We start from the raw sequence: 22,969 nt of genomic DNA on the forward strand, positions 1-22,969 counted from the left end.
TTCGGCTCAGCTAGCGGTATCCTCGGTGACGAGGTGACCAGGCCGCTCGAAGATGTCGATCGCATCGACGCCGATCCAGCGGTTTTCGTAGTTGAGCACCCACAGCGTGGTCAGCACAGTAGCCATGATCGTGGCTCTGATCACGATCCTGCCGGGCCGGAAATTGGCAGGCGCGCTATCAGCCTGCCCGGGTACCTTTTCCACCCCCATCTCGTCGGCCGTTTTCACGCCGAAGGGTAGCAGGACGAAGGCGCACATCACCCAGAACAGGAAATAGATCGCAAGGATGGAAGTGATCTGCATTCCGGTCAGCCTGCGAGGTCCACGACCCGGACCTGCGGTTTCTTGCCAGACCAGCGCGTGGCAGCCCGCCGAGCCGCAAGACGGGCCGCTTCCAGCCTGTCGCCTGCAGCCGAGCCTCCGCCCCGCCGCGGGCCCCTGCCCCGTCCCTTGCCGGGACGCCCGATCGCCTTTGCTACATCGGCCCTCGCTTCGGCGATGAAGTCGTCGTGGTCTTCATCCAGCGGAAGGCCGATGCTTTCCACGGTAACGCCGCCTTCCGGTTCGAGGATGACGATCACGGCACCATTGTGCGCCAGCCTGCGCCGCATCACGATGCTCTCGCCATTGGCTGGCACGATGATGTCGCCGTCCAGGACCAGGCGACCGGCTTCTATCTCCGCGATCTTTCCGGGCTTTCCGGGGGCGAGCCGCACGATGTCACCGTTCTTCTGGAATACGGCACTGGGAATTCCGGCGGCCAATCCGACCCTCGCCTGTTCCTGCATGTGACGGATCTCGCCATGGACAGGGACGAGGATTTCCGGTTCCAGCCATTCGTACAGGGCCTCGAGCTCGGGGCGGCCCGGATGGCCCGAGACATGGATCATGCTCTGCCGGTCGGTGACCATGACGATGCCGCGTTCGGACAGGCGGTTCTGCACCTTGCCGATACTGATTTCGTTACCGGGGATCTGGCGGCTGGAAAACAGGACGACATCGCCTTCGCTCAAGGACAGCGGGTGATTGTCCTCCGCTATGCGGCTGAGCGCAGCGCGCGGTTCGCCCTGTCCGCCGGTCGCCATAATCAGGACTTTGCCGCGTGGCAGGCCCATGGCTGTGTCCCAGTCGACGGTCTTGGGGAAGTTCTGGAGGTACCCGTTATCCTGCGCGACTTCGATCATCCGGTCGAGCGATCGCCCGGCGACAACCAGTTCGCGCCCGGTCGCCTCCGCCACTTCGCCCAGCGTCTGCAGCCGCGCGACATTGGAGGCGAAAGTGGTCACCAGCACACGGCGCCCGCTCCACTTCTTCACCTCTTCCATCAGGCCCTTGTAAACCGCACCTTCCGAACCGCTCGGTTCCGGATTGAACACATTGGTGGAATCGCAAACCAGCGCGAGCACGCCTTCGGCGCCCATTTCGCGCAGCTCTTCCTCGGTCGTCGGTTCGCCGATGATCGGGTCTTCGTCCAGCTTCCAGTCGCCGGTGTGGAAGATCCGGCCATAAGGCGTGTCGATGGCCAGCGCGTTTCCTTCGGCGATGGAATGCGCCAGCGGAAGATAGGTGACTTCGAACGGTCCCAATTCGATGTGACCGTGGTCCTCTTCGATGATGCGAACCTCTACTTCGTCCAGCAGGCCTGCTTCCTGCAGTTTGCGGCGTATCAGCTCGGCGGTGAACGGCGTCGCGTATAGGGGGACGCCCAGATCGGCTGCGAAATAGGGAATGGCCCCGATATGGTCCTCGTGAGCATGGGTCAGCACGATCCCCAGAAGGTCATCTGCGCGATCCTCGATAAACTCAATATCGGCGAACAGCAGTTCGGTGCCGGGATATTCGTTTGCGCCGAAGCTCATGCCGAGATCGACCATCAGCCACTTGCCGTCACAGCCATACAGGTTGACGTTCATGCCGATCTCTCCCGACCCGCCAAGGGCCAGGAACACCAGTTCGTTTTCGGGCGTGTAATCCTTTTTCACGAGCCGGCCCTGTCCGCGAGAATCTTGAGCCCGCGTATCGTCAGGTCGGCATCCACGACATCGAAGATGTCGGTATGGTCATCGAACAGGACTGCGAGGCCGCCGGTCGCAACAACCTTTGCCGGTCTGCCGATTTGCGCACGCATTCTCTCGATCAGCCCTTCCATCATCGCGACATAGCCCCAGAAAATGCCGATCAGCATCTGGTCTTCCGTATTGCGGCCGATCACGCTGCGACTTTCCGGAGCGCGGATTGCGATGCGGGGCAGCTTGGCCGTCTTCCCCACCAGCGCATCGAGCGACAGATTGATCCCCGGTGTGATGATGCCGCCCTTGTAAGTGCCGTTGAAATCGAGCGCTTCGAACTTTGTCGCGGTTCCGAAGTCGACGACCACCTTGTCCCCTTCGACCAGTTCGTGCGCGGCCACGCAGTTGAGCGCGCGATCCGCGCCAAGCGAACTGGGCTGGTCAACGTCGATCTCGAACCCCCATTTCGCGGCGCCCTGCCCGGCCACCAGCGGTGTAAGGCCGAGATATTTCTCGATCAGGACGGTCAGATTATGATCCGCCCTGGGCACGACAGATCCGAAGATGACCTGCGTGATGTCGCTGCGGGAAATATTCTCGATCTGCAGCAATTGCAGCAGCCAGACGGCGTATTCGTCGCCCGTCCGGCGCGGATCGGTCGCGATGCGCCAGCGCGCACGCACCTCGTCCCCGTCGAAAACGGCAAAGACGAGGTTCGTGTTTCCGACATCGATGGCGAGCAGCATGAAATCAGGTCTCCTTGGCGAGCATCACGTCGCCGGCATGAATGGTACGCACAGAACCGTCACCCAGGCGCAATTGCAGCGAGCCATTGTCGTCCAGCCCGTCGAACGCACCTTGCCGAACAGTCCCGTCCGGTTCGTGCACGGATAGTTTCGTACCGATGCCGAAGGCCGCAGCCTGCCATCGGCGCAGGATCGCCTCCAGCCCGTAGGTACGCCAGCGTTCAAGCTCCCGGTCCAGCGCGATGGCGAGATCGCGGGCGAACAGGTCGCGGTCCGGTGCCGGCCCGAGTTCGGCAAAGGCCATCGTCTTGCGGCCGGGCACCTCGGGAGCCTTGGCAAGATTGACGCCGATGCCGAGAACGACGGCGTCTCCCTCTCTCTCGAGCAGTATTCCGGCCACTTTGGCCTCACCAAGCATGAGGTCGTTCGGCCATTTCAGACGCAATCGTGAAGGGTCGCCGGAAAGCGGGGTCGCCGCTTCGTGCAGTGCCAGTCCAGCCACCAGCGCAAGCGTGTGGGCAGGCGGATCGCCTGGACCCGGACGAACCACGGTGGAGCCCATGAAATTTCCCGCGCCATCGAACCATTCGCGGCCCTGTCTGCCCCTGCCGGCGGTCTGGCGGTCTGTTACCAGCCACTCGCCTTCAGGCACGCGCTCCCCGCTGCGCAGGGCGTTCAGCAGGTCGGCATTGGTTGACCCGGTCTCGGCCGCAATGCGGATCGAGCGGGCGCTGCCCTCAGCCAAGGAACAGCGACGCTGCTGCTGTGTCCGCCTGATCGCCCAGCCAGTTCGTCAGCAGGAAGGCAAGCGGGCTGACGAGGATCGCACTGCCGATCAGGATCGCCCAGCTGGCCGTGTCCGCCTCGCCCGTAGCGCGGTCCACCGGATCATCGAAGAACATAACTTTGACGAACTTGATGTAATAGAACGCGCCGATGACGCTTGCCGCGATACCGATGGCCGCGAGCAGGACCAGATCGGCCTGGACCGCCGCCTGGAAGACGACGAACTTGCCCCAGAAGCCGAACAGCGGCGGGATACCCGCAAGGCTGAACATCAGGATGAGCAGGCACCAAGCCATCAGAGGGCGCGTGGTCGACAGGCCGGCGATATCGTCGAACGTTTCGAGTTGATCGCCCTGCGCATTGCGCAGCATCAGCACTGCGACGAAGCTGCCCAGCGACATCACGACGTAGATCGCGAGATAGACCAGCATGGCGGACACGCCCCCGACGGTCGCAGCGGCGAGACCGATGAGAATGAAGCCGACATTGTTGATGGAGGAATAGGCCAGCAGGCGTTTCAGATTGTTCTGGCCGATTGCACCGAGGGCACCGACGACGATCGAAGCAAGCGCGGCAAAGATGACCACCTGCCGCCACGCCAGGACCTGGTCCCCGAATGCATCGAGCGAGACGCGTGCCAAAAGGGCGATCGCCGCGACCTTGGGCGCAGTGGCGAAGAAGGTCGTGACGGGTGTCGGCGCGCCTTCGTAAACGTCCGGCGTCCACATGTGGAACGGAACCGCGCTGATCTTGAATGCAAGGCCCACCAGCATGAAGATCAGGCCGAACAGGGCGCCGGTCGATATCTCGCCGGTCAGCGCGGCTGAAATCCCGTCAAAGGATGTCGTCCCGGTGAAGCCGTATGTCAGGCTCATACCGTAAAGCAGGATGCCCGAGGCCAGAGCGCCGAGGATGAAATATTTCAGGCCGGCCTCTGCCGAGCGCTGGTCGTCGCGCAGGAAACTGGCGAGGACGTAGGCCGCAAGGCTGTTGAGCTCCAGACCGATATACAGCGAAACCAGGTCGGTCGCGGCAACCATCAGGCTCATGCCCGTCGTCGCAAGCAGGACCAGGATGGCATATTCCCCGCGAAGCGCTCCGTTGCGGGCGAGGAAGGACGGACCGATCGCAAGACAGGCAATACCGGCGAGGTACATTAGCGTTTTCGCGAAAGCGGCGAAGGGGTCAGCCGAAAACTGCGTCAGGAACGCCATGGCTCCCGCACCGGCGGTCCCCTCGGTCACGGTCGGAACCACGAAAAACAGCGCGGCGCCAAGAGCCGACGCGGCCAGTATGAAGACGAGCCGTGCTGTCGAGCGCCCGCCGTAAGCGACCACGAGCAGCAGGAGCATGGCCGCCGAGCTCAGCAGGAGCTCCGAAGCCATGAGGCCGAGGGACTGCATGATATCCATCAGTGCTCTCCCCCTTCCGCATGCTCGTAGGGAACGTAATTGGCCGCATTCGCACACGGCTCCCCTGCCTGCAGCTTCGCATCGCCCTGCGGAGCAGCGCGTGCCACGCGCGCTTCAAGCGCCGCGATGTCGCTACGCATCGGCGCGATGAAACTTTCCGGATAGATACCCATCCACAGAACCGCTGCAGCGATCGGGGCGAGCATGACCCACTCGCGTGCGTTCATGTCGGACATGGCCGCAGCGTCCTCGTTCACCTGGGCCCCGAAAACAACGCGGCGATAGAGATAGAGCATGTAGCCTGCACCAAGGATGATGCCGGTGGTCAGGATGAGCGTCACGTCGCTGGAAATCTCGTATACGCCGGCAAGGCTGACGAATTCAGCGACGAAGCCGCTGGTTCCGGGAAGCCCGATGCTGGCCATGGTAAAAAGGAGGAAGAACAGCGCATAACGCGGCATGTTGATGGCAAGCCCGCCATAGCGCGATATCTCGCGCGTATGCAGCCGGTCGTAGATGATGCCCACGCACAGGAACAGCGCGCCCGATACCAGCCCGTGGCTTAGCATCATGATCATCGCGCCTTCCAGACCCTGTACGTTGAAGGCGAACAGGCCGGCGGTCACGATGGCCATATGGGCGACCGAGGAATAGGCGATCAGTTTTTTCATGTCCTGCTGAACCAAGGCCACCAGCGAGGCATAGACCACCGCGATGCACGACAGGATTAGGACCAGCCAGACGAACTGGGCGCTCGCCTCGGGGAACATCGGCAGGCTGAAACGGATGAAACCGTAGCCGCCCAGTTTCAGCAGCACGCCTGCAAGAATTACGGAGCCTGCGGTGGGCGCCTGGACATGCGCGGCAGGAAGCCACGTATGCACCGGGAACATCGGCATCTTCACAGCGAAACTGGCGAAGAAGGCGAGCCACAGCCACGTCTGCGCTTCCGGCGCGAAATCGTACTGCATCAGGGTCGGGATGTCCGACGTTCCGGCAGTGTTGACCATCCAAAACATCGCGATCAGCATCAGGACCGATCCGATCAGCGTATAGAGGAAGAACTTGAAGCTGGCATAGATGCGGTCCGCCCCGCCCCAAATGCCGATGATGAGATACATCGGGATCAGGCCCGCTTCGAAGAAGATGTAGAACAGGAACAGATCCTGCGCTGCGAACACGCCGATCATCAGCGTTTCCATGATCAGGAAAGACGCCATGTATTCGCCGACGCGCTTCGTGATGCCGTCCCAGCTTGCAAGGATGCAGATCGGCATCAGGAACACGCTGAGCATGATCAGCATCAGCGCGATGCCGTCGATACCGAGCGCGTACTGAAATCCGGCGAACAGGTCTGCCCGCTCCGTAAATTGCCACTGCGGGCCGCCAATCTCGAACCCGGCCCACAGCAGGATGCCAAGCGCAAGGTTTATCAGCGTGGCTGCCAGCGCGACCAGACGCGCCTCGCTCGCTGCAAGGAAGAAGCAGGCCAGGCCGCCGACCAGCGGGACCAGCAGCATCAGGGAGAGGATCGGAAGACCGTCCATCACATCAATACCCAGGTAATGGCGGCCACGAGGCCGAGTAACATGACAAGCGCGTAGCTGGTGAGATAGCCCGACTGGAAGCGCTTCGCACCGGCGGACCCCTGCCTGACAAGCCAGGCGACACCGTCAGGCCCGAAGCGATCGATCGTGCCGATATCGACGAGTTTCCAGAAGGCGCGGCCGACGATGAAGGCGGGTTTGACGAACAGGATGTTGTAGAGCTCGTCGAAATACCACTTGTTATAGAGGAACCGGTAGATCGGACCCAGCTGCTCCACCGTCTTCCCGGGAATCGAAGTGTCCTTGATGTAGGCAAGCCAGGCGAACAGCAGGCCGAGCAGCATCGACACGGTCGCCGTCAGCTTCACCCAGAGCGGCACCGCGTGCAGCGCATGGATCAGGTTCTCGTTGAAATAGATCGCTGCGCCCCAGAAGCCGTTCGGATCGACGCCTTCCGAAGACCCGTCGATGAACGGGTACTTGAAGACGTAACCCGCAAAGATAGCGCCCATGCTCAGGATGACGAGCGGGATCAGCATGACCCACGGGCTTTCGTGCGGATGATAACCGCCCGTCCCGGACTGGTGATCGGCGGAAGGCACTGCATGATGCGCATCGTGGCCGGCATCTTCCTGGACCGGGGGATTGTGCTCCTCCGGTTCGTCATGGCCGTGATGGACAGCGTGCTGGATATGCTCGCTCTCGATCCAGCGCGGCTTGCCCCAGAAGGTCAGGAACATCAGGCGCCAGCTGTAGAAGCTGGTCAGCAGCGCGGCGAAGGCACCGGCCCAGAAGGCAAAATTGCCCATGTTCGTGCCGCGCGCGAACGCTGCCTCCAGGATCGCGTCCTTGGAATAGAAGCCGGCGAAGCCGAAGAACCCGAGGACGCCGACGCCGGTAATGGCCAGCGTGCCCGCCATCATCGCCCAGAACGTGATCGGGATTTTCTTACGCAGGCCGCCGTAATACCGCATGTCCTGCTCGTGATGCATGGCGTGGATGACCGAGCCTGCACCGAGGAACAGTAGCGCCTTGAAGAAGGCATGCGTGAACAGGTGGAACATGGCGACACCGTACGCCCCTACACCGGCGGCGAAGAACATGTAGCCCAGCTGCGAACAGGTCGAATAGGCGATTACGCGCTTGATATCCCACTGCGTCGTGCCGACCGTTGCAGCGAACAGGCAGGTCATCGCGCCGATGAAGGTCACGATCGCCAGCGCAGTCGGCGCCGTCTCGAACATGGGCGACAGGCGGCAGACCATGAACACCCCGGCCGTCACCATCGTTGCGGCGTGGATCAGCGCGGACACCGGCGTCGGCCCCTCCATCGCATCCGGCAACCAGGTGTGCAGGCCCAGCTGTGCCGACTTGCCCATCGCACCGATGAACAGGAGGATGCACAGGATATCCATCGTGTAGAAACGGAACCCTATGAACGTGATGCTGCTACCGCTCATGCCGGGCGCGGCTTCGAGGATTTCCGGGATCGACGTCGTGCCGAACACCAGGAACGTACCGAAAATGCCGAGCATGAAGCCGAGGTCGCCCACGCGGTTGACGGTAAAAGCCTTGATTGCCGCCGCATTGGCGCTCGGCTTCTTGAACCAGAACCCGATCAGCAGGTAGCTGGCCAGGCCCACCCCTTCCCATCCGAAGAACATCTGTACGAGGTTGTCTGCCGTCACCAGCATCAGCATGGCGAAGGTGAATAGCGACAGGTATGCGAAGAACCGCGGCTGGTCCGGATCTTCGTCCATGTAACCCCAGCTGTAGAGATGGACGAGCGCGGACACGCTGTTGATTACGACCAGCATTACGGCGGTCAGCGCATCGACCCGCAGCGCCCAGTCGAAGGTCAGGTCGCCCGAACGCACCCAGTCGAGCACGGGCACGACGGTCGCCTGTTCCGTCCCCCCGAGAAAACCGAGAAAGATCGGCCAGCTCAGCGCAGCGGACACGAACAGGGCGCCGGTCGTTATCGACTTGGCAACCGTGTTGCCCAGCGCCCGGTTGCCGAGCCCGGCTACGATCGCTGCCAGCAGCGGCAGGAATACGATGATCAGGATTTGCGAGGACACCGGGCGATTATCCCTTCATCCGGTTGACGTCGTCGACGGCAATGGTGCCGCGCGCACGGAAATAGATGACGAGGATGGCAAGGCCGATGGCGGCCTCTGCCGCGGCGACGGTCAGGACGAACATCGCGAAGATCTGTCCCGTCAGGTCGCCGAGGAAGGCGCTGAATGCGACGAGGTTCAAGTTCACTGCCAGCAGGATCAGCTCGATCGCCATCAGGATGACGATGATGTTCTTGCGGTTGAGGAAAATGCCCAGCACGCCCAGCACGAACAGGATCGCGCTGACGATGACGTAATGTTCGATGCCGATCATAGCTCGATCCCTTTGCCGATCGTCGGCTGCTTCATCACGACGGCCTCGTCCGGATTGCGGCGAACCTGCTTCTGGATGTTCTGATGACCGCGCACCGACTTCTGCTCGCGGTGGGTCAGGACAATGGCCCCGACCATGGCGACCAGCAGGATTACGCCGGCCATCTCGAACAGGAAGATGTAAGGCCCGTAAAGCAGCGCGCCGAGGCTCTGGATATTGCTGACGCCGACAATCGGAGCGGCGCTGCCGTCAGGCGTCCCCAGCGCCAAAGCGCCTGCGCGGTAGGCCCCGATACCCAGCACCAGTTCCGCCAGCAGGACCAGCGCGATGGCGATGCCGAGCGGGAAGTTCTTCATGAAGCCAGCCCGCATCGACGCGAAATCGATGTCCAGCATCATCACGACGAACAGGAACAGCACCGCGACCGCGCCGACATACACGACGACCAGCAGCATCGCGAGGAACTCCGCCCCCACCAGCACCATCAGCCCTGCCGCATTGAAGAAGGCGAGGATGAGCCACAGCACGGAATGCACGGGGTTGCGCGCCATGATCGTCAGCACGCCGCTGAGAATCATGAGCCCTGCAAACAGGTAGAAGGCGATAGTCTGTATCATGGTGCCCCGGTTAGATGAGCGCGCGGTTAGCGGTAGGGCGCGTCGGCTTCAAGGTTTGCGGCAATCGCCCGCTCCCACTTGTCACCATTCGCGAGCAGCTTGGCCTTGTCGTACAGCAGCTCTTCGCGCGTTTCCGTCGAATATTCGAAATTCGGCCCCTCGACCACGGCATCCACGGGGCAGGCTTCCTGGCAGAAGCCGCAATAGATGCACTTGGTCATGTCGATATCGTAGCGCGTCGTGCGGCGACTGCCGTCTTCGCGCGGTTCCGATTCGATAGTGATGGCCTGCGCCGGGCAGACCGCTTCGCACAGCTTGCATGCGATGCAGCGCTCTTCCCCGTTGGGATAGCGGCGCAGGGCATGCTCGCCGCGGAAACGCGGGCTCAGCGGGTTCTTCTCGTAAGGGTAGTTAATCGTAACCTTGGGCTTGAAGAAATACTTCAGCGTGAGGGCGTGCGCCTTCACGAACTCCCAAAGCGTGAACGCCTTGATGGTCTGCGCGATGCTCATGACGAGAAATGTCCTGTGGCCATCAGGTAGCCGGAAATGACGACGATTGCGACGAGGCTGAGCGGCAGGAACACCTTCCAACCGAGCCGCATGAGCTGGTCGTAGCGATAGCGCGGTACGGTTGCCATGACCCAGCTGAACATGAAGAAGAAGAAGAATGTCTTCAGCAGGAACCACACGATGCCGGGCACATAATACAGCGGCGCCCAGTCGATCGGCGGCAACCAGCCACCGAAGAACAGGATCGTGTTGAGGCTGCACATCAGCAGGATGTTGGCATACTCGCCCAGCCAGAAGAGTGCGAAGCTCATCGAACTGTATTCGGTCTGGTAGCCAGCAACCAGCTCGCTCTCCGCCTCGGTCAGGTCGAACGGGACGCGCTGCGTTTCCGCCAAGGCCGAGATGAAGAACATGATCCACATCGGGAACAGCAACAGGTTGAACCAGTAACCGTTGACGATGCCGAGGCCGTGGCCGCGCTGCGATTCGACGATCTCGGTCAGGTTGAAACTGCCCGCCCACAGGACGACGCAGACCAGGATGAAGCCGATGGAGACTTCGTAGGAAATCATCTGCGCCGCTGCGCGCATGGCGGAGAAGAACGGATATTTGGAGTTACTCGCCCAACCGCTCATCACCACGCCGTAAACCGACAGGCTGCTGATCGCGAGAATGTAGAGCAGACCGACATTGATGTCCGCCAGCACCACGCCCGCATCGAAGGGAATGACTGCCCATGCCGCCAATGCGACGGTGAAGGTCACGATAGGCGCAAGCAGGAAAATGCCCTTGTTCGCCGCACTGGGAATGATGGTTTCCTGCAGGAAGACCTTCAGCCCGTCGGCAAAGCTTTGCAGCAGCCCGAACGGCCCGACCACATTAGGCCCGCGCCGCAAATTGATCGCTGCCCAGACCTTGCGGTCGACATAGATTACCATCGCCACGCTGAGCATCAGCGGCAGCGCGATCAGCAGGATTCCGGCGAATGTCGCGAGCGTCCACGCTACTTCGTAAGACATGCCCCAGGACTGGAAGAAGTCGGTCATTCCGCCGCCTCCGCGAGTTCATCGCCGTGCAGCAATTCGTCCGAACAGCGCTGCATCACGTCGCTGGCGCGGGCGATGGCGTTGGTGAGATAGAAGTCCTTGATCGGATAGGCGGAAATCGCCTTACCCTTGCCAGCCTTCTTCGCCTTAGGAAGCTTGCCGAAAGCGGCCAGTCCTTCTTCGCCCAAGGCAGGCACTTCGGCGATCATCGCGCTCTGCAATTCGGCGAAGCTGTCGAAGCCGACGTCCACTTTGAGGCTATCTGCCAGCGCGCGCAAGATGGTCCAGTCCTCACGCGCATCGCCGGGGGCGAAGACGGCCTTTTCGGCGAATTGCACACGACCCTCTGTATTGACGTAGGTTCCGTCCTTCTCGGCGTAGCTCGCCGCCGGCAGGATGATGTCCGCCGCATGCGCGCCCCGGTCGCCGTGATGGCCGATATAGACCTTCAGGCTGTCGGCGAAGGGTTCGAAATCCATCTCGTCCGCGCCCAGCGCCAGTACCACTTTCGGTGCGGCCTTTGCGATATCCTTGATGCCGCCCTTCTGCGCGTAACCGAGCATCAGCCCGCCCATGCGCGCAGCCGAGAAGTGCATCACGTTGAAGCCGTTCCAGCCATCCTTCACCAGGCCGAACTCTTCGGCGAAGGCGATACCGGCGTTCAGCGCACCAGCAGCCAGCGAGGCGCCGCCCATGATGATGGCGGGTCGCTCGGCGGCCTTGAACGCGTCGGACACGTGGCCCGGCAGGTCGTCCAGCACGCCCGTATCCTCGCCGAGATACTCGACCGGGAAGGTCGGGTCCCAGTGCGGGCCGACGATGAAGACCTTCGCGCCGCGCTTCGCCGCCTTGCGCAGGCGGACATTGACCAGAGGCGCCTCGTGCCGGACCTGGCTGCCGACGATCAGGATCGCATCGGCGGTCTCTATCCCGGCGAAGGTGCTGTTGAAATTCACCGCCGCGAGGTTCGACACGTCGTAATCCATGCCGGTCTGGCGGCCTTCGAGCAGGGCCGAGCCGGATGCCTTCAGCAAGGCCTTCGCCGCGAACATCGTTTCACAATCGACCATGTCGCCCGCAATCGCCGCGATGCTGGATGCATCGCCCTTCAGCTGCTTGGCAATGGCCTTGAAAGCCTCGTCCCAGCCAGCGGGCTGGAGCTTGCCCTTCTTGCGCATGAAGACCTTGTCGAGGCGCCGCTTGCCGAGGCCATCGACCTGGTAGCGCGCCTTGTCGGAGATCCATTCCTCGTTCACGTCGTCATTGATGCGCGGCGTGGCCCGCATGACCTCGCGCCCCCGCGAATACAGCGTGATGTTCGCGCCGACAGCGTCGGAGACATCGATGCTGAGCGTCTTCTTGAGCTCCCACGGACGCGCTTCGAACGCATAGGGACGGCTGGTAAGCGCGCCGACCGGGCACAGGTCGATGACGTTGGCCGCAAGTTCGTGGCTCGCCGCCTGCTCCAGATAGGTCGTGATCTGCATGTCCTCGCCGCGATAGAGCGCGCCGATCTCGTCCACGCCCGCGATCTCTTCAGAGAACCGCACGCAGCGGGTGCAGTGAATGCAGCGGGTCATGATCGTCTTGATCAGCGGGCCCATATATTTCTCGGTCACCGCCCGCTTGTTCATGTCGTAGCGCGAACCGCCACGGCCATAAGCGACGGCCTGATCCTGCAGGTCGCATTCGCCGCCCTGATCGCAAATCGGGCAATCGAGCGGGTGGTTAATGAGGAGGAATTCCATCACGCCTTCGCGCGCGGTCTTGACCATCTGCGTGTCGGTGCGGATTTCCTGCCCCTCTGTCGCGGGCAGCGCGCAGGATGCCTGCGGCTTGGGCGGTCCGGGCTTCACTTCGACGAGGCACATACGGCAGTTGCCGGCGATGCTCAGCCGCTCGTGATAGCAGAAGCGCGGGATTTCCTTCCCCGCAAGCTCGCACGCCTGCAGGACGGTCGCGCCGTCGGGAACGTCCAGTTCCTGTCCGTCTACGGTGACTTTAGGCATTACTCGGCTGCCTCTGCAAATTGTGCGTTATGTTCTTCGATCCGCCGTTCCAGCTCGGGGCGGAAGTGACGGATGAGGCCCTGGATCGGCCATGCGGCAGCGTCGCCCAGCGCGCAGATCGTGTGGCCCTCGACCTGTTTCGTCACCTGCTGCAGCATGTCGATTTCCTCGATCGCTGCATCGCCGGTCCGCAGCCGCTCCATCATGCGCCACATCCAGCCCGTACCTTCGCGGCAGGGCGTGCACTGGCCGCAGCTCTCGTGCTTGTAGAAATAGCTGATGCGGGAAATCGCGCGGACGATGTCGGTCGACTTGTCCATAACGATCACGCCGGCCGTGCCGAGGCCGGAGCCAAGTTCCTTCAGCCCGTCGAAATCCATCGGGGCGTCCATCATCTGCTCAGCCGGCACTAGGGGAACGGACGAACCGCCCGGAATGACTGCGAGGAGGTTGTCCCATCCGCCGCGAATACCGCCGCAATGCTTCTCGATCAGTTCGCGGAATGGAATGGAAAGTGCTTCTTCGACGACGCAGGGCTGCTCGACATGGCCCGAGATCTGGAAAAGCTTCGTGCCCTTGTTGTTCTCGCGTCCGAAGCTGGCGAACCACGCGCCTCCGCGCCGCAGGATCGTGGGGACGACCGCGATGCTCTCGACATTGTTGACTGTGGTCGGGCAGCCATAGAGGCCCGCGCCCGCCGGGAACGGAGGCTTGAGGCGCGGCTGGCCCTTCTTGCCTTCGAGGCTTTCGATCATCGCGGTTTCTTCGCCGCAGATATAGGCGCCCGCACCGCGGTGCAGGAAGACATCGAAATCGTAGCCGGACTTGGCCGCGTTCTTGCCGATCAGGCCTGCGTCATAGGCCTCGTCGATTGCCGCCTGCAGCGTCTCAGCCTCGCGGATATATTCACCGCGAATGTAGATATAGGCCGCCCGCGCACGCATCGCGAAGCCCGCGACAAGCGCGCCCTCGATCAGCTTGTGCGGATCGTGGCGGATGATCTCGCGGTCCTTGCACGAGCCGGGCTCGGACTCGTCGGCATTGATGACGAGGAAGCTCGGGCGACCGTCCTTGCTTTCCTTGGGCATGAAGGACCACTTCATGCCGGTCGGGAAGCCGGCCCCGCCCCGCCCGCGCAGGCCGGATGCCTTGATCTCGTCGATGATCGAATCCTGGCCGCGCGCGATCAGCGACTTGGTATCGTCCCAGTCGCCGCGCGCCTGCGCTGCCTTCAGCCCCCAGTCCTGGAAGCCGTAGAGATTGGTGAAAATGCGGTCCTTGTCCTGAAGCGACATCAGCCCACACCTCCTTGCGTGAGGAAATAGAGAGCGCCCAGTCCGATGACGATCATGGCGCCGAATTTCACGAGGCCCATCAGCACCTTCCACGCGACGAAAGCGAGCGCGATGGCGACCACGATGGTGATGAGTTCTGCCATTACCACGCGCCCCGGTAATCGTGGTTGGCGTCGACCATTTCCTTGAGCGTGGTCGGGCCGTCCTTGGGCTCGGAGGTGTGGCGACCGGGTTCCTGCGTGCCCGCCTTGGGCTGCTCGCCCTTCGCCAGCGCGTCCAGCACGGCGTCGAGGCGTTCCGGCGTCAGGTCCTCGTAATTGTCGTCGTTGATCTGGACCATCGGCGCGGTGGCGCAATTGCCCATGCACTCGACTTCGGTGAGGGTCCACAGGCCGTCTTCGGACACCTTGCCCTTCTTCATCCCGCGCGCCTTGCAGGCGGCGATAATGTCGTCGGAGCCGCGCAGCATGCAGGGCGTCGTGCCGCACACCTGGACGTGGTATTTCCCGACCGGGCGCAAATTGTACATGAAGTAGAACGTCGCGACCTCGACCACGCGAATGATCGGCATGTCGAGATAGGCGGCGACATATTCCATGACCGGCAGAGGCAGCCAGCCCTGCGTGTCGGTTTCCTCGCCCACCTGTCGCTGGGCCAGGTCGAGCAGCGGCATCACCGCCGATTTCTGGCGGCCTTCCGGGTACTTTGCGACGTGCTTGTCAGCCTTCGCCTTGTAGGCTTCGGTGAAAGCGAAATTGCCCCACCGCTCGCGCAGTTCGGGCGTGTCGGGGGCCAGGGAACGATCAGCCATGGGTCAGCCTGTGTTGCAGATAGCGGCCCGCATAGAGGCCGATGACGGCGGCAAAGGCCGTCGAGAGGATTTCCTTGAGCGTCGATTGCCCGTGAAACGCGAGCAGATACGCCGCCACCGCCGAAGCGAAGGCAGCGAACGCCGCGACGAAGATGAAGATTTCGCGGAGCACTATCGATCACACTCCCCGAACACGACGTCGATCGCGCCGAGGATGGCGGTGGCGTCGGGAAGCATGTGGCCCTTGCTCATCATGTCCATTGCCTGGAGGTGGCTGAAGGCGGTCGGGCGGATCTTGCAGCGATAGGGTTTGTTCGACCCGTCGCTGACGAGGTAGACGCCGAATTCTCCCTTGGGGCTTTCCGTCGCGACGTAAACTTCGCCCGCGGGCACGTGGAAGCCCTCGGTGTAGAGCTTGAAGTGGTGGATCAGCGCTTCCATCGACTGCTTCATCGCACCGCGCTTGGGCGGGGAGACCTTGCCGTCGGTGCTGGCGATCGGACCCTGAGGCATTTCGGCGAGGCACTGCTTGATGATGCGGGCCGACTGGTAGACCTCGTTCACGCGGACCATGAAGCGGTCGTAGCAATCCGAATTCGTGCCCACCGGGACGTCGAAATCCATGCGGTCGTAAACGTCGTAGGGCTGCGACTTGCGCAGGTCCCACGGAATGCCGGCGGCGCGGATCATCGGGCCGGAGAAGCCCCATGCCAGCGCGTCGTCCTTGCTCACCACGGCGATGTCGACATTGCGCTGTTTGAAGATGCGGTTGTCGGTCACGAGGCTCATCGCGTCGCCGAACAGTTCCGGCAGGCGTGTGTCGAGCCATTCGCCGATATCGACCAGCAGTTTCTCCGGCACATCCTGATGGACGCCGCCGGGACGGAAATACGCACTGTGCATGCGCGCGCCCGAAGCCCGCTCGAAGAAGTTCATGCAGTCTTCGCGCAGTTCGAACACCCAAAGGTTCGGCGTCATCGCGCCGACATCCATGACGTGCGCGCCGATATTGAGGAAGTGGTTCGAAATGCGCGTCAATTCCGCAAACAGCACGCGCAGGTACTGGGCGCGCTCCGGCACCTCGATGTTCAGCAGCTTCTCGATCGCCAGGACGTAGCTGTGCTCCTGGCAGAGCGGCGAGCAATAATCGAGCCGGTCGAAATACGGCAGAGCCTGCAGATAGGTCTTGTGCTCGATCAGCTTTTCCGTGCCGCGGTGCAGCAGGCCGACATGCGGATCGATCCGCTCGATGATCTCGCCGTCCAGTTCCATCACCATGCGCAGCACGCCATGCGCTGCCGGATGCTGGGGACCGAAATTGATCGTGTAGTTCGAAATCACCTCGTCGCCGGTGGTGGGCGACTCTTCAAGCTGGATGCTCATGCGTCGTCTCCCTTCGGCTCGGTGGCGGGACCGGTATCGGTCGTCTTGCCCTTGCGCGCGGCGCGGGCCGGCTGGTCCTCGGTCGGCTCCGGCGGCGGAGTGCGTTCTTCGTCCGTCGGCTCTTCGGCAGGAGCGCCTGCGCTGACCTTTTCGGCCGCGTGCTTGTCGGTTTTCTTGCCCGCGCCGGTATCGGACGGCTTTTCCGTCACCTTCGGATCGTCGATCGGAGGCGTATCGGCCTTCTCGTCGCCCGGGAGCACGTAGTCAGCCCCTTCCCACGGGCTCATGAAGTCGAACTGCCGCAGGTCCTGCGCCAGCTTGACCGGTTCATAGACCACGCGCTTCTCGTCTTCGGAATAGCGCAGCTCGGTATAGCCGGTAAGCGGGAAATCCTTGCGGAAGGGATGACCTTCGAAACCGTAATCGGTCAGGATGCGGCGCAGGTCCGTATTGCCGTCGAACAGCACGCCGTAGAGGTCGAACACCTCCCGCTCCAGCCAGCCGGCATTGGGCCAGATATGCGTGACGGTCGGCACCGGCGTCGCCTCGTCGGTCGAGGTCTTGACCATGATGCGGTGGTTCTTCGTGACCGACAGCAGCATGTAGACGACTTCGAACCGCTCGGCCCGGCCGGGATAGTCGACCCCGGCGATTTCCATCAGCTGCTGGTATGCGTGGTCATCGCGCAGCGCCTGCAGGACGTTCGCCACCTCATCGCGCGCGACGGTCAGCAGGATCTCGCCATGCTCCTCGCGCGCGCCGGTGACTGCACTGCCCAGCGCCGAGACCAGCGTATCCTGCACGCCATCATTGCTGGCGTATTTCGGCGCGGAATGAAGGACGCTTCCCATCGGATTACCTCTCGATCGTCCCGCTGCGGCGGATCTTCCGCTGCAACTGCATCACGCCGTAAAGCAGCGCCTCTGCCGTTGGGGGACAGCCGGGCACGTAGATGTCGACCGGCACGATGCGGTCGCAGCCGCGCACTACGCTGTAGCTGTAATGGTAATAGCCGCCGCCATTGGCGCAGCTGCCCATGCTGATCACGTATTTCGGCTCCGACATCTGGTCGTAGACCTTGCGCAGGGCCGGGGCCATCTTGTTGCACAGCGTGCCGGCCACGATCATCACGTCCGACTGGCGGGGCGAGGCGCGCGGGGCGACGCCGAAACGCTCCATGTCGTAACGCGGCATGTTGACGTGAATCATCTCGACCGCGCAGCAGGCAAGGCCGAAGGTCATCCACCAAAGGCTGCCGGTGCGCGCCCACTGGAACAGGTCTTCCGTCGAGGTGACGAGGAAGCCCTTGTCGTTCACTTCCGTCTGGAGCGCGTTGAAATACTCCGCGTCGGGCTGGCGCACATCCCCGCCCTTCGCCGTCGGCTGGATCAGCGCATCGCGGCCATGCGAGCTGGTGGTCATCTGCTGGCTCATGAAACTATTCCCAATCCAGCGCGCCCATCTTCCACTCGTAGGCGAAACCAACGGTGAGGATGGCGAGGAAGACGATCATCGACGTCCAGCCGATCATGCCCGTAATGCCCAGGCTGACGGCCCAGGGAAACAGGAAAGCAGCTTCCAGGTCGAAGATGATGAACAGGATCGCGACGAGGTAAAAGCGCACGTCGAACTGGCTGCGCGGCTCCTCGAACGCGGGAAAGCCGCATTCATATTCGCTCAGCTTCTCGGTCGTCGGATTGTGAGCGCCGGTCAGGCGGGACACGCCCATCGGCAGGAACACGAATGCTGACGACAGCACGACCGCAACGCCCAGGAAGAGCAGGATCGGCAGATATTGTGACAGGTCAACCAAGTCGGGACTCGCTTACAGCCGGAATCACGCAGCGAAACGCTGCAGAAAGGTTCTTGCGCGCCCTAGTCCCCTGCCCATCGCGGTGCAAGGGGGCCTTAAGCGGTATATCCCCGCGAAAAGGTGCAATTCACGCAACCTCTTGTGCGGCGATGTGCGCACGAGAGGAGCGTTATCGACCAGCTCAAGCCTTCTTCATCTCGCGTTCGATGGTCTTGCGCGTGGTATCGCCATAGGGCGGCTTGAGCCCGGCGAGCTTGGCCACGTCGATCTTGGGCTGGGTGTAGACCGAACGCGCATGGCTGAATTCGCGGAAACCCTCCGGCCCGTGATAGCTGCCGATCCCGGACGGGCCGACGCCGCCGAACGGCAGGTCTTCCATCGACACATGCATGATGACATCGTTCACCGTCACGCCGCCTGAAATCGTGCGGGACAGGACGGTCTCACGCTCGGCAGCATCCGATCCGAAATAATAAAGGCCGAGCGGCCGGTCACGCCGGTTGATGTAATTGATCGCCTCGCCGACCTGGCTGTAGGTTTTCACCGGCAGGACGGGGCCGAAGATTTCCTCCTTCATGGCTTGCATGTCGTCGGTAACGTTGCGCAGGATGGTCAGGGGCATCTTGCGGGTATTGCTGGACGAGAAGTCTTCCTCACTCGGATTGACCTCGATCACCTCGGCGCCCTTTTCGCGGGCGTCTTCCACCATCGATTGCAACCGGTCGAAATGCCGGTCCGTCACGACCGATGCATAATCGTCATTGTCGAGCAGCGTGGGATACATGTTGTGGACGCCAAGCTGCACCGCGGCGATGGCCGCCTCTTCCCTGTCCTCGGGCACAAGCATGTAATCGGGCGCGAGGCAAATCTGCCCGGCATTGAGCATCTTGCCCAGCGCAATCCGCTCGCCCGCCTGCTCATAATTCGCGCTGCGTCCCAGAACGACGGGGCTCTTGCCCCCCAGTTCCAGCGTGACCGGCACGAGGTTTTTAGCCGCGGCTTCCATGACCTTTGACCCCGTCTGGGTCGAGCCGGTGAAGACGAGGTGATCGAACGGCAGGGAAGAGAACGTCTGCGCAACCTCGGGACCGCCGGTCACGACAGCGACTTCCGCCTCGTCGAAATATTGCGAGACGAGTTTCTGCAGCAGATCGCTCGTGCCTTCGGTGAACTCGCTCGGCTTGATCATGGCGCGGTTGCCGGCCGCCAGCACCTGCATCAGCGGCGCCATCGAAAGGTTGACCGGGAAGTTCCACGGGCTGAGGATGCCGATGACGCCTTTCGGCTCGTAGCGAAGCTCCGCCTTCGCGCCCATCAGCGGCAGGGGAAAGCGCAGCGATCGTTTTTCGGGCTTTGCCCAGTGGTCCATCTTCTTCAGGCAGTATTTGCCGAAGCCGATCGTGCCCGTGATGTCGGTAATCATCGAGGCATCGTGGCTGCGATTGCCGAAATCGGCGCTCATCGCGCGGGCCAGTTCTTCGCCGTGATCGACCAGCAGGGCGATCGCGCGCTTGATCCGGTCCTTGCGCGTTTCCATCGGTTCGGGACGGGCGGCGGTGAAATCCTTGCGCTGGACGTCGAGGATGCGCTCCAGTTCACCTGTCTTGTCGCTCTTGTCGCCGTCCGCCATCGCTCTCTCCATTTGATTATCTTGCAGCACAGCATTAGCTGCCTTGTCGTAGATACGCTTTGCAACACGACATGCTCCCGAAAGGCAAGAGTTACCGATGACCCAGTTTTCCCCCAACGACCCGATCGTGATCCTGTCCTATGCCCGCACGCCGATGGGCGGGATGCAGGGCGCATTGTCCGACGTCAGCGCAACGGAACTCGGCGCGGTTGCAGTGAAGGCAGCGGTTGAGCGTTCCGGTGTGGAGGGCGCGAAATTCGACCGCGCCTATATGGGCTGCGTCCTGCCCGCAGGTCTCGGCCAGGCACCGGCCCGTCAGGCGATGGTGAAGGCTGGCCTGCCGAAATCCGTCCAGGCGACGACCGTGAACAAGGTCTGCGGCAGCGGTATGCAGACCGTCATCATGGGCGCGGAAGCGCTGGCCAGCGGCACGGTGGACTACGTGGTAGCAGGTGGCATGGAGAGCATGACCAATGCGCCCTACCTGCTGAAGAAGCATCGCAGCGGTGCGCGCCTGGGCCACGACACCACCTATGACCACATGTTCCTCGACGGGCTGGAAGACGCCTACGAGGAAGGCCGCGCCATGGGCACGTTCGCGCAGGATACCGCCAATGATTACCAGATGACACGCGAGGAGATGGACGAATATTCCATCGAAAGCCTGCGCCGTGCCAATGCCGCCATCGAGACCGGGGCATTCGAAGGCGAGGTCGTTCCCGTCACCTTCTCGACCCGGAAGGGCGACGTGACCGTCGATACGGACGAACAGCCCGGTCGCGGCCGTCCGGACAAGATCCCGACCCTGCGCCCCGCCTTTGCGAAGGACGGCACAATCACGGCAGCTACCTCCAGCTCGATCTCCGACGGCGCGGCAGCCGTCGTCCTTTCGCGCGAAAGCGTTGCGAAGGACGCAGGACAGCAGCCGGTCGCCCGGATCGTGGCGATGTCGGCCCATGCCCGCGAGCCCAGCGAGTTCACCATCGCTCCCATCGGCGCGATAGAGAAGGTCCTGGAAAAGGCCGGCTGGTCCGCCGACGAGGTCGAGCTGTGGGAAGTCAACGAAGCCTTTGCCTGCGTCGCAATGTTCGCGATGCGCGACATCGGTATTCCGCACGACCGGATCAATGTGAACGGCGGCGGCACCGCGCTGGGTCATCCCATCGGAGCCAGCGGGACCCGCATCATCGTCACGTTGCTCAATGCGCTGAAGAAGCAGGGCAAGACGAAGGGCATTGCCAGCCTCTGCATCGGCGGCGGCGAAGCCACGGCTGTGGCTGTCGAAATCGTCTGACCGTCCGGCAGATCCGCGTTGGCGAGCCCCGGGGTGATTATCTCAGGGCTCGCCAGCGCCCCACAGGCGATCCTGCTCGACGAAGCCGCTCCGGCGGCCGACCGTGAATTCGCACCAGCCGGCATCGCAATCGCCCAGACTGCCGATAACTCCGGTTTCCAGCTTCCAGCGCAAAGCGGCATTCCCCGCCGGCGAAGCACGCATCGGAGCCAGACCCTCGCCCGTGACGTAGGCCGTGCGGTCAGCACTGATCAGTGCGGCGGTAACCCAGCCTTCCGTCCCGTCGGGATCCTGCACGAACCGCCAGCCCTCCTGCACACGCAGGACCTTGAGCGGCAGGTCGTCCCGCTCGTACACCCACTCGATACGGTAATCACGGCCCGGCCCGACCCGCATGTTGAGCTGGGAGGTGTCGATGCTGGCCCAATAGGGCGTCTCCCGCTCCTGCGCCGAGGCAGGACCCGCCGCGAGGATCGAGGTAAAAAGCAGGGCGAGGACGGTACGTGCGGGGTTTTTCATGACCCGGCCACCGATACTTCACCCGCCGCGGTCGCTTCAAGCGGGAAACGCCGCCGGTCCCTGCTCGTCTTTCCGGTGCTTGACCCGAACAGGCGCATTGTCCAATCGTTCGGGCAATGAACACGCCCTCGCAATCCGACCTCGTCATCAGTCCCGGCGCCCAGGGCGCGAGCGGACGGAGAGTTTCCGGCGCCCCGCGCGTCGTCGTCACCAGGCACCTGTTGCCCAGCGTCGAGGCACGCCTGTCCGAATTGTTCGAGACTTCCCTCAATCCGGACGACAGGGCGATGACGCGCGAGGAATTGCGCGCTGCGATACAGGACTGCGACGTGCTGGTCCCGACGGTGACCGACACGATCGACGCCGATCTCATCGAAAGCGCGGGCGAGCGGATGAAGCTGATCGCCAGCTTCGGTGCGGGAACGGATCATATCGACCTGGCTGCGGCAGCGAAGCGGGGCATCATGGTCACCAATACGCCGGGGGTCTTCACCGACGATACCGCCGATCTTACCATGGCCATGATCATCGGCATCCCGCGACGTGTGCGCGAGGGCACGTCCCTCGTAAGGCGCGGCGAGTGGACCGGCTGGGCGCCCTCCGCCCTGCTCGGCCGCCAGCTGGGCGGTAAGGTGCTTGGCATCGTCGGCATGGGCCGGATCGGCCAGGCGGTCGCTCACCGCGCCAGAGCTTTCGGGCTGGAAATCCGGTATCACAACCGCAGGCCCCTTCCCCGAGCGGTCGAAACCATGTTCGGCGCGACCTATGTCGAATCGCTGGACGACCTTCTGGCCCAGTCCGACATCGTCAGCCTGCACTGCCCGGCCTCGCCCGAAACGCTGAAGATGATCGATGCCGGCCGGATCGCCGCGATGAAGGCAGGTTCTGCCCTCGTGAACACGGCACGCGGCGACCTCGTGGATTACGAAGCGCTGATCACTGCCCTGCACGAAGGGCATCTGTCCGGTGCGGGTCTGGATGTCTTCCCCGAAGAGCCCGACATCGACCCGCGCCTGCTGGATCATCCCAACGTCATAGCCCTGCCCCATATCGGCAGCGCGACGGTGGAGGGGCGAGAAGCCTCGGGCGAGAAAGTGATTGCCAATATCCGGTTCTGGGCCGACGGGCATCGCCCGCCCGACCAAG

24 protein-coding genes are annotated in these 22,969 nt (G+C 62.6%); 2 read left to right on the plus strand and 22 right to left on the minus strand.

The window, feature by feature from the left end:
• Nucleotides 1–6: 6 nt before the first annotated feature.
• The 21 genes from ACGHJ7_RS07335 to ACGHJ7_RS07435 all read right to left on the minus strand — a co-directional run bounded on the left by ACGHJ7_RS07335 (nt 7) and on the right by ACGHJ7_RS07435 (nt 20,022).
• A complete protein-coding gene (locus ACGHJ7_RS07335; protein WP_390475922.1) occupies nt 7–303 on the minus strand; it encodes a DUF1467 family protein in 297 nt (98 codons plus the stop codon).
• A 5-nt stretch (nt 304–308) separates the two neighbouring features.
• Complete coding sequence (locus tag ACGHJ7_RS07340) at nt 309–1,982, minus strand: ribonuclease J (protein WP_390475924.1); 1,674 nt, start codon at nt 1,980–1,982, stop codon at nt 309–311.
• Nucleotides 1,979–2,755: a type III pantothenate kinase gene (locus ACGHJ7_RS07345; protein ID WP_390475926.1), complete on the minus strand. Its 777-nt coding sequence runs from the start codon at nt 2,753–2,755 to the stop codon at nt 1,979–1,981. The genes ACGHJ7_RS07340 and ACGHJ7_RS07345 overlap by 4 nt, the downstream gene beginning before the upstream one ends.
• Nucleotides 2,756–2,759: 4 nt before the next feature.
• Entirely contained in the window at nt 2,760–3,500 is a 741-nt protein-coding gene (locus ACGHJ7_RS07350; RefSeq protein WP_390475928.1) for a biotin--[acetyl-CoA-carboxylase] ligase, read from the minus strand.
• Nucleotides 3,493–4,953 (minus strand): NADH-quinone oxidoreductase subunit NuoN, encoded by a 1,461-nt coding sequence (gene nuoN / locus ACGHJ7_RS07355; protein ID WP_390475930.1) that lies wholly within the window; start codon nt 4,951–4,953, stop codon nt 3,493–3,495. Before nuoN ends, ACGHJ7_RS07350 begins: the two co-directional genes overlap by 8 nt.
• Nucleotides 4,953–6,500 (minus strand): NADH-quinone oxidoreductase subunit M, encoded by a 1,548-nt coding sequence (locus tag ACGHJ7_RS07360; RefSeq protein WP_390475932.1) that lies wholly within the window; start codon nt 6,498–6,500, stop codon nt 4,953–4,955. The genes nuoN and ACGHJ7_RS07360 overlap by 1 nt, the downstream gene beginning before the upstream one ends.
• Nucleotides 6,500–8,581 carry an NADH-quinone oxidoreductase subunit L gene (nuoL, locus tag ACGHJ7_RS07365; RefSeq protein WP_390475934.1) on the minus strand — a complete coding sequence of 694 codons (2,082 nt, stop codon included), beginning with the start codon at nt 8,579–8,581 and terminating at the stop codon, nt 6,500–6,502. The genes ACGHJ7_RS07360 and nuoL overlap by 1 nt, the downstream gene beginning before the upstream one ends.
• 7 nt (nt 8,582–8,588) lie before the next feature.
• On the minus strand, nt 8,589–8,894 hold the full coding sequence (nuoK, locus tag ACGHJ7_RS07370; protein WP_390475936.1) for an NADH-quinone oxidoreductase subunit NuoK: 306 nt from the start codon (nt 8,892–8,894) through the stop codon (nt 8,589–8,591).
• Nucleotides 8,891–9,511 (minus strand): NADH-quinone oxidoreductase subunit J, encoded by a 621-nt coding sequence (locus ACGHJ7_RS07375; protein WP_390475939.1) that lies wholly within the window; start codon nt 9,509–9,511, stop codon nt 8,891–8,893. The genes nuoK and ACGHJ7_RS07375 overlap by 4 nt, the downstream gene beginning before the upstream one ends.
• Before the next feature lie 26 nt (nt 9,512–9,537).
• Nucleotides 9,538–10,023: an NADH-quinone oxidoreductase subunit NuoI gene (gene nuoI, locus ACGHJ7_RS07380; protein WP_390475941.1), complete on the minus strand. Its 486-nt coding sequence runs from the start codon at nt 10,021–10,023 to the stop codon at nt 9,538–9,540.
• Nucleotides 10,020–11,069, minus strand: a complete 1,050-nt coding sequence (nuoH, locus tag ACGHJ7_RS07385; protein WP_390475943.1) for an NADH-quinone oxidoreductase subunit NuoH — start codon at nt 11,067–11,069, stop codon at nt 10,020–10,022. The genes nuoI and nuoH overlap by 4 nt, the downstream gene beginning before the upstream one ends.
• The gene (gene nuoG, locus ACGHJ7_RS07390) at nt 11,066–13,078 is read right to left on the minus strand and encodes an NADH-quinone oxidoreductase subunit NuoG (protein ID WP_390475945.1); all 2,013 of its coding nucleotides are present in this window, start codon (nt 13,076–13,078) and stop codon (nt 11,066–11,068) included. The genes nuoH and nuoG overlap by 4 nt, the downstream gene beginning before the upstream one ends.
• Nucleotides 13,078–14,373, minus strand: coding sequence for an NADH-quinone oxidoreductase subunit NuoF (gene nuoF / locus ACGHJ7_RS07395; RefSeq protein WP_390475947.1), 1,296 nt, complete (start codon nt 14,371–14,373; stop codon nt 13,078–13,080). Before nuoF ends, nuoG begins: the two co-directional genes overlap by 1 nt.
• Nucleotides 14,373–14,516: a hypothetical protein gene (locus tag ACGHJ7_RS07400; protein WP_390475949.1), complete on the minus strand. Its 144-nt coding sequence runs from the start codon at nt 14,514–14,516 to the stop codon at nt 14,373–14,375. The genes nuoF and ACGHJ7_RS07400 overlap by 1 nt, the downstream gene beginning before the upstream one ends.
• Nucleotides 14,516–15,184, minus strand: coding sequence for a complex I 24 kDa subunit family protein (locus ACGHJ7_RS07405; protein ID WP_390475951.1), 669 nt, complete (start codon nt 15,182–15,184; stop codon nt 14,516–14,518). The genes ACGHJ7_RS07400 and ACGHJ7_RS07405 overlap by 1 nt, the downstream gene beginning before the upstream one ends.
• Nucleotides 15,177–15,356, minus strand: coding sequence for a hypothetical protein (locus ACGHJ7_RS07410; protein WP_390475954.1), 180 nt, complete (start codon nt 15,354–15,356; stop codon nt 15,177–15,179). The genes ACGHJ7_RS07405 and ACGHJ7_RS07410 overlap by 8 nt, the downstream gene beginning before the upstream one ends.
• Entirely contained in the window at nt 15,356–16,567 is a 1,212-nt protein-coding gene (locus ACGHJ7_RS07415) for an NADH-quinone oxidoreductase subunit D (RefSeq protein ID WP_390475957.1), read from the minus strand. The genes ACGHJ7_RS07410 and ACGHJ7_RS07415 overlap by 1 nt, the downstream gene beginning before the upstream one ends.
• Nucleotides 16,564–17,418, minus strand: a complete 855-nt coding sequence (locus tag ACGHJ7_RS07420) for an NADH-quinone oxidoreductase subunit C (RefSeq protein ID WP_390475960.1) — start codon at nt 17,416–17,418, stop codon at nt 16,564–16,566. The genes ACGHJ7_RS07415 and ACGHJ7_RS07420 overlap by 4 nt, the downstream gene beginning before the upstream one ends.
• Before the next feature lie 4 nt (nt 17,419–17,422).
• Complete coding sequence (locus tag ACGHJ7_RS07425) at nt 17,423–17,989, minus strand: NuoB/complex I 20 kDa subunit family protein (protein WP_390475979.1); 567 nt, start codon at nt 17,987–17,989, stop codon at nt 17,423–17,425.
• A 16-nt stretch (nt 17,990–18,005) separates the two neighbouring features.
• A complete protein-coding gene (gene ndhC / locus ACGHJ7_RS07430; RefSeq protein ID WP_390475963.1) occupies nt 18,006–18,380 on the minus strand; it encodes an NADH-quinone oxidoreductase subunit A in 375 nt (124 codons plus the stop codon).
• Between the two features lie 181 nt (nt 18,381–18,561).
• Complete coding sequence (locus ACGHJ7_RS07435) at nt 18,562–20,022, minus strand: coniferyl aldehyde dehydrogenase (protein WP_390475964.1); 1,461 nt, start codon at nt 20,020–20,022, stop codon at nt 18,562–18,564.
• Nucleotides 20,023–20,107: 85 nt separating this feature from the next.
• Between ACGHJ7_RS07435 and ACGHJ7_RS07440 the strand changes: the two genes are divergently transcribed.
• A complete protein-coding gene (locus tag ACGHJ7_RS07440; protein ID WP_390475965.1) occupies nt 20,108–21,304 on the plus strand; it encodes an acetyl-CoA C-acyltransferase in 1,197 nt (398 codons plus the stop codon).
• A 42-nt stretch (nt 21,305–21,346) separates the two neighbouring features.
• Here ACGHJ7_RS07440 and ACGHJ7_RS07445 read toward each other — a convergent pair whose 3' ends face one another.
• Nucleotides 21,347–21,823, minus strand: coding sequence for an SH3 domain-containing protein (locus tag ACGHJ7_RS07445; RefSeq protein WP_390475967.1), 477 nt, complete (start codon nt 21,821–21,823; stop codon nt 21,347–21,349).
• Nucleotides 21,824–21,939: 116 nt separating this feature from the next.
• Here ACGHJ7_RS07445 and ACGHJ7_RS07450 point away from each other — a divergent pair.
• Nucleotides 21,940–22,969, plus strand: a 1,030-nt coding sequence (locus tag ACGHJ7_RS07450) for a 2-hydroxyacid dehydrogenase (RefSeq protein ID WP_390475969.1), incomplete at its 3' end; no start/stop codon positions are given.

The organism is Altererythrobacter sp. MTPC7 (assembly GCF_042851395.1).
GTDB lineage: Bacteria > Pseudomonadota > Alphaproteobacteria > Sphingomonadales > Sphingomonadaceae > CAJXSN01.

Excerpts from the sequence above, each read along its gene's own strand:
- ACGHJ7_RS07345 (WP_390475926.1), bottom strand. The coding sequence starts at position 2,755 with ATGCTGCTCGCCATCGATGTCGGAAACACGAACCTCGTCTTTGCCGTT.
- ACGHJ7_RS07425 (WP_390475979.1), bottom strand. The coding sequence starts at position 17,989 with ATGACCACCAGCTCGCATGGCCGCGATGCGCTGATCCAGCCGACGGCG.
- ACGHJ7_RS07405 (WP_390475951.1), bottom strand. The coding sequence starts at position 15,184 with ATGGCTGATCGTTCCCTGGCCCCCGACACGCCCGAACTGCGCGAGCGG.
- ACGHJ7_RS07375 (WP_390475939.1), bottom strand. The coding sequence starts at position 9,511 with ATGATACAGACTATCGCCTTCTACCTGTTTGCAGGGCTCATGATTCTC.
- ACGHJ7_RS07360 (WP_390475932.1), bottom strand. The coding sequence starts at position 6,500 with ATGGACGGTCTTCCGATCCTCTCCCTGATGCTGCTGGTCCCGCTGGTC.
- nuoN (WP_390475930.1), bottom strand. The coding sequence starts at position 4,953 with ATGGATATCATGCAGTCCCTCGGCCTCATGGCTTCGGAGCTCCTGCTG.
- ACGHJ7_RS07420 (WP_390475960.1), bottom strand. The coding sequence starts at position 17,418 with ATGGGAAGCGTCCTTCATTCCGCGCCGAAATACGCCAGCAATGATGGC.
- nuoI (WP_390475941.1), bottom strand. The coding sequence starts at position 10,023 with ATGAGCATCGCGCAGACCATCAAGGCGTTCACGCTTTGGGAGTTCGTG.
- ACGHJ7_RS07400 (WP_390475949.1), bottom strand. The coding sequence starts at position 14,516 with ATGGCAGAACTCATCACCATCGTGGTCGCCATCGCGCTCGCTTTCGTC.
- ACGHJ7_RS07445 (WP_390475967.1), bottom strand. The coding sequence starts at position 21,823 with ATGAAAAACCCCGCACGTACCGTCCTCGCCCTGCTTTTTACCTCGATC.
- ACGHJ7_RS07335 (WP_390475922.1), bottom strand. The coding sequence starts at position 303 with ATGCAGATCACTTCCATCCTTGCGATCTATTTCCTGTTCTGGGTGATG.
- nuoG (WP_390475945.1), bottom strand. The coding sequence starts at position 13,078 with ATGCCTAAAGTCACCGTAGACGGACAGGAACTGGACGTTCCCGACGGC.
- ACGHJ7_RS07415 (WP_390475957.1), bottom strand. The coding sequence starts at position 16,567 with ATGAGCATCCAGCTTGAAGAGTCGCCCACCACCGGCGACGAGGTGATT.
- ACGHJ7_RS07440 (WP_390475965.1), top strand. The coding sequence starts at position 20,108 with ATGACCCAGTTTTCCCCCAACGACCCGATCGTGATCCTGTCCTATGCC.
- nuoF (WP_390475947.1), bottom strand. The coding sequence starts at position 14,373 with ATGTCGCTTCAGGACAAGGACCGCATTTTCACCAATCTCTACGGCTTC.
- nuoK (WP_390475936.1), bottom strand. The coding sequence starts at position 8,894 with ATGATCGGCATCGAACATTACGTCATCGTCAGCGCGATCCTGTTCGTG.
- nuoH (WP_390475943.1), bottom strand. The coding sequence starts at position 11,069 with ATGACCGACTTCTTCCAGTCCTGGGGCATGTCTTACGAAGTAGCGTGG.
- ACGHJ7_RS07435 (WP_390475964.1), bottom strand. The coding sequence starts at position 20,022 with ATGGAGAGAGCGATGGCGGACGGCGACAAGAGCGACAAGACAGGTGAA.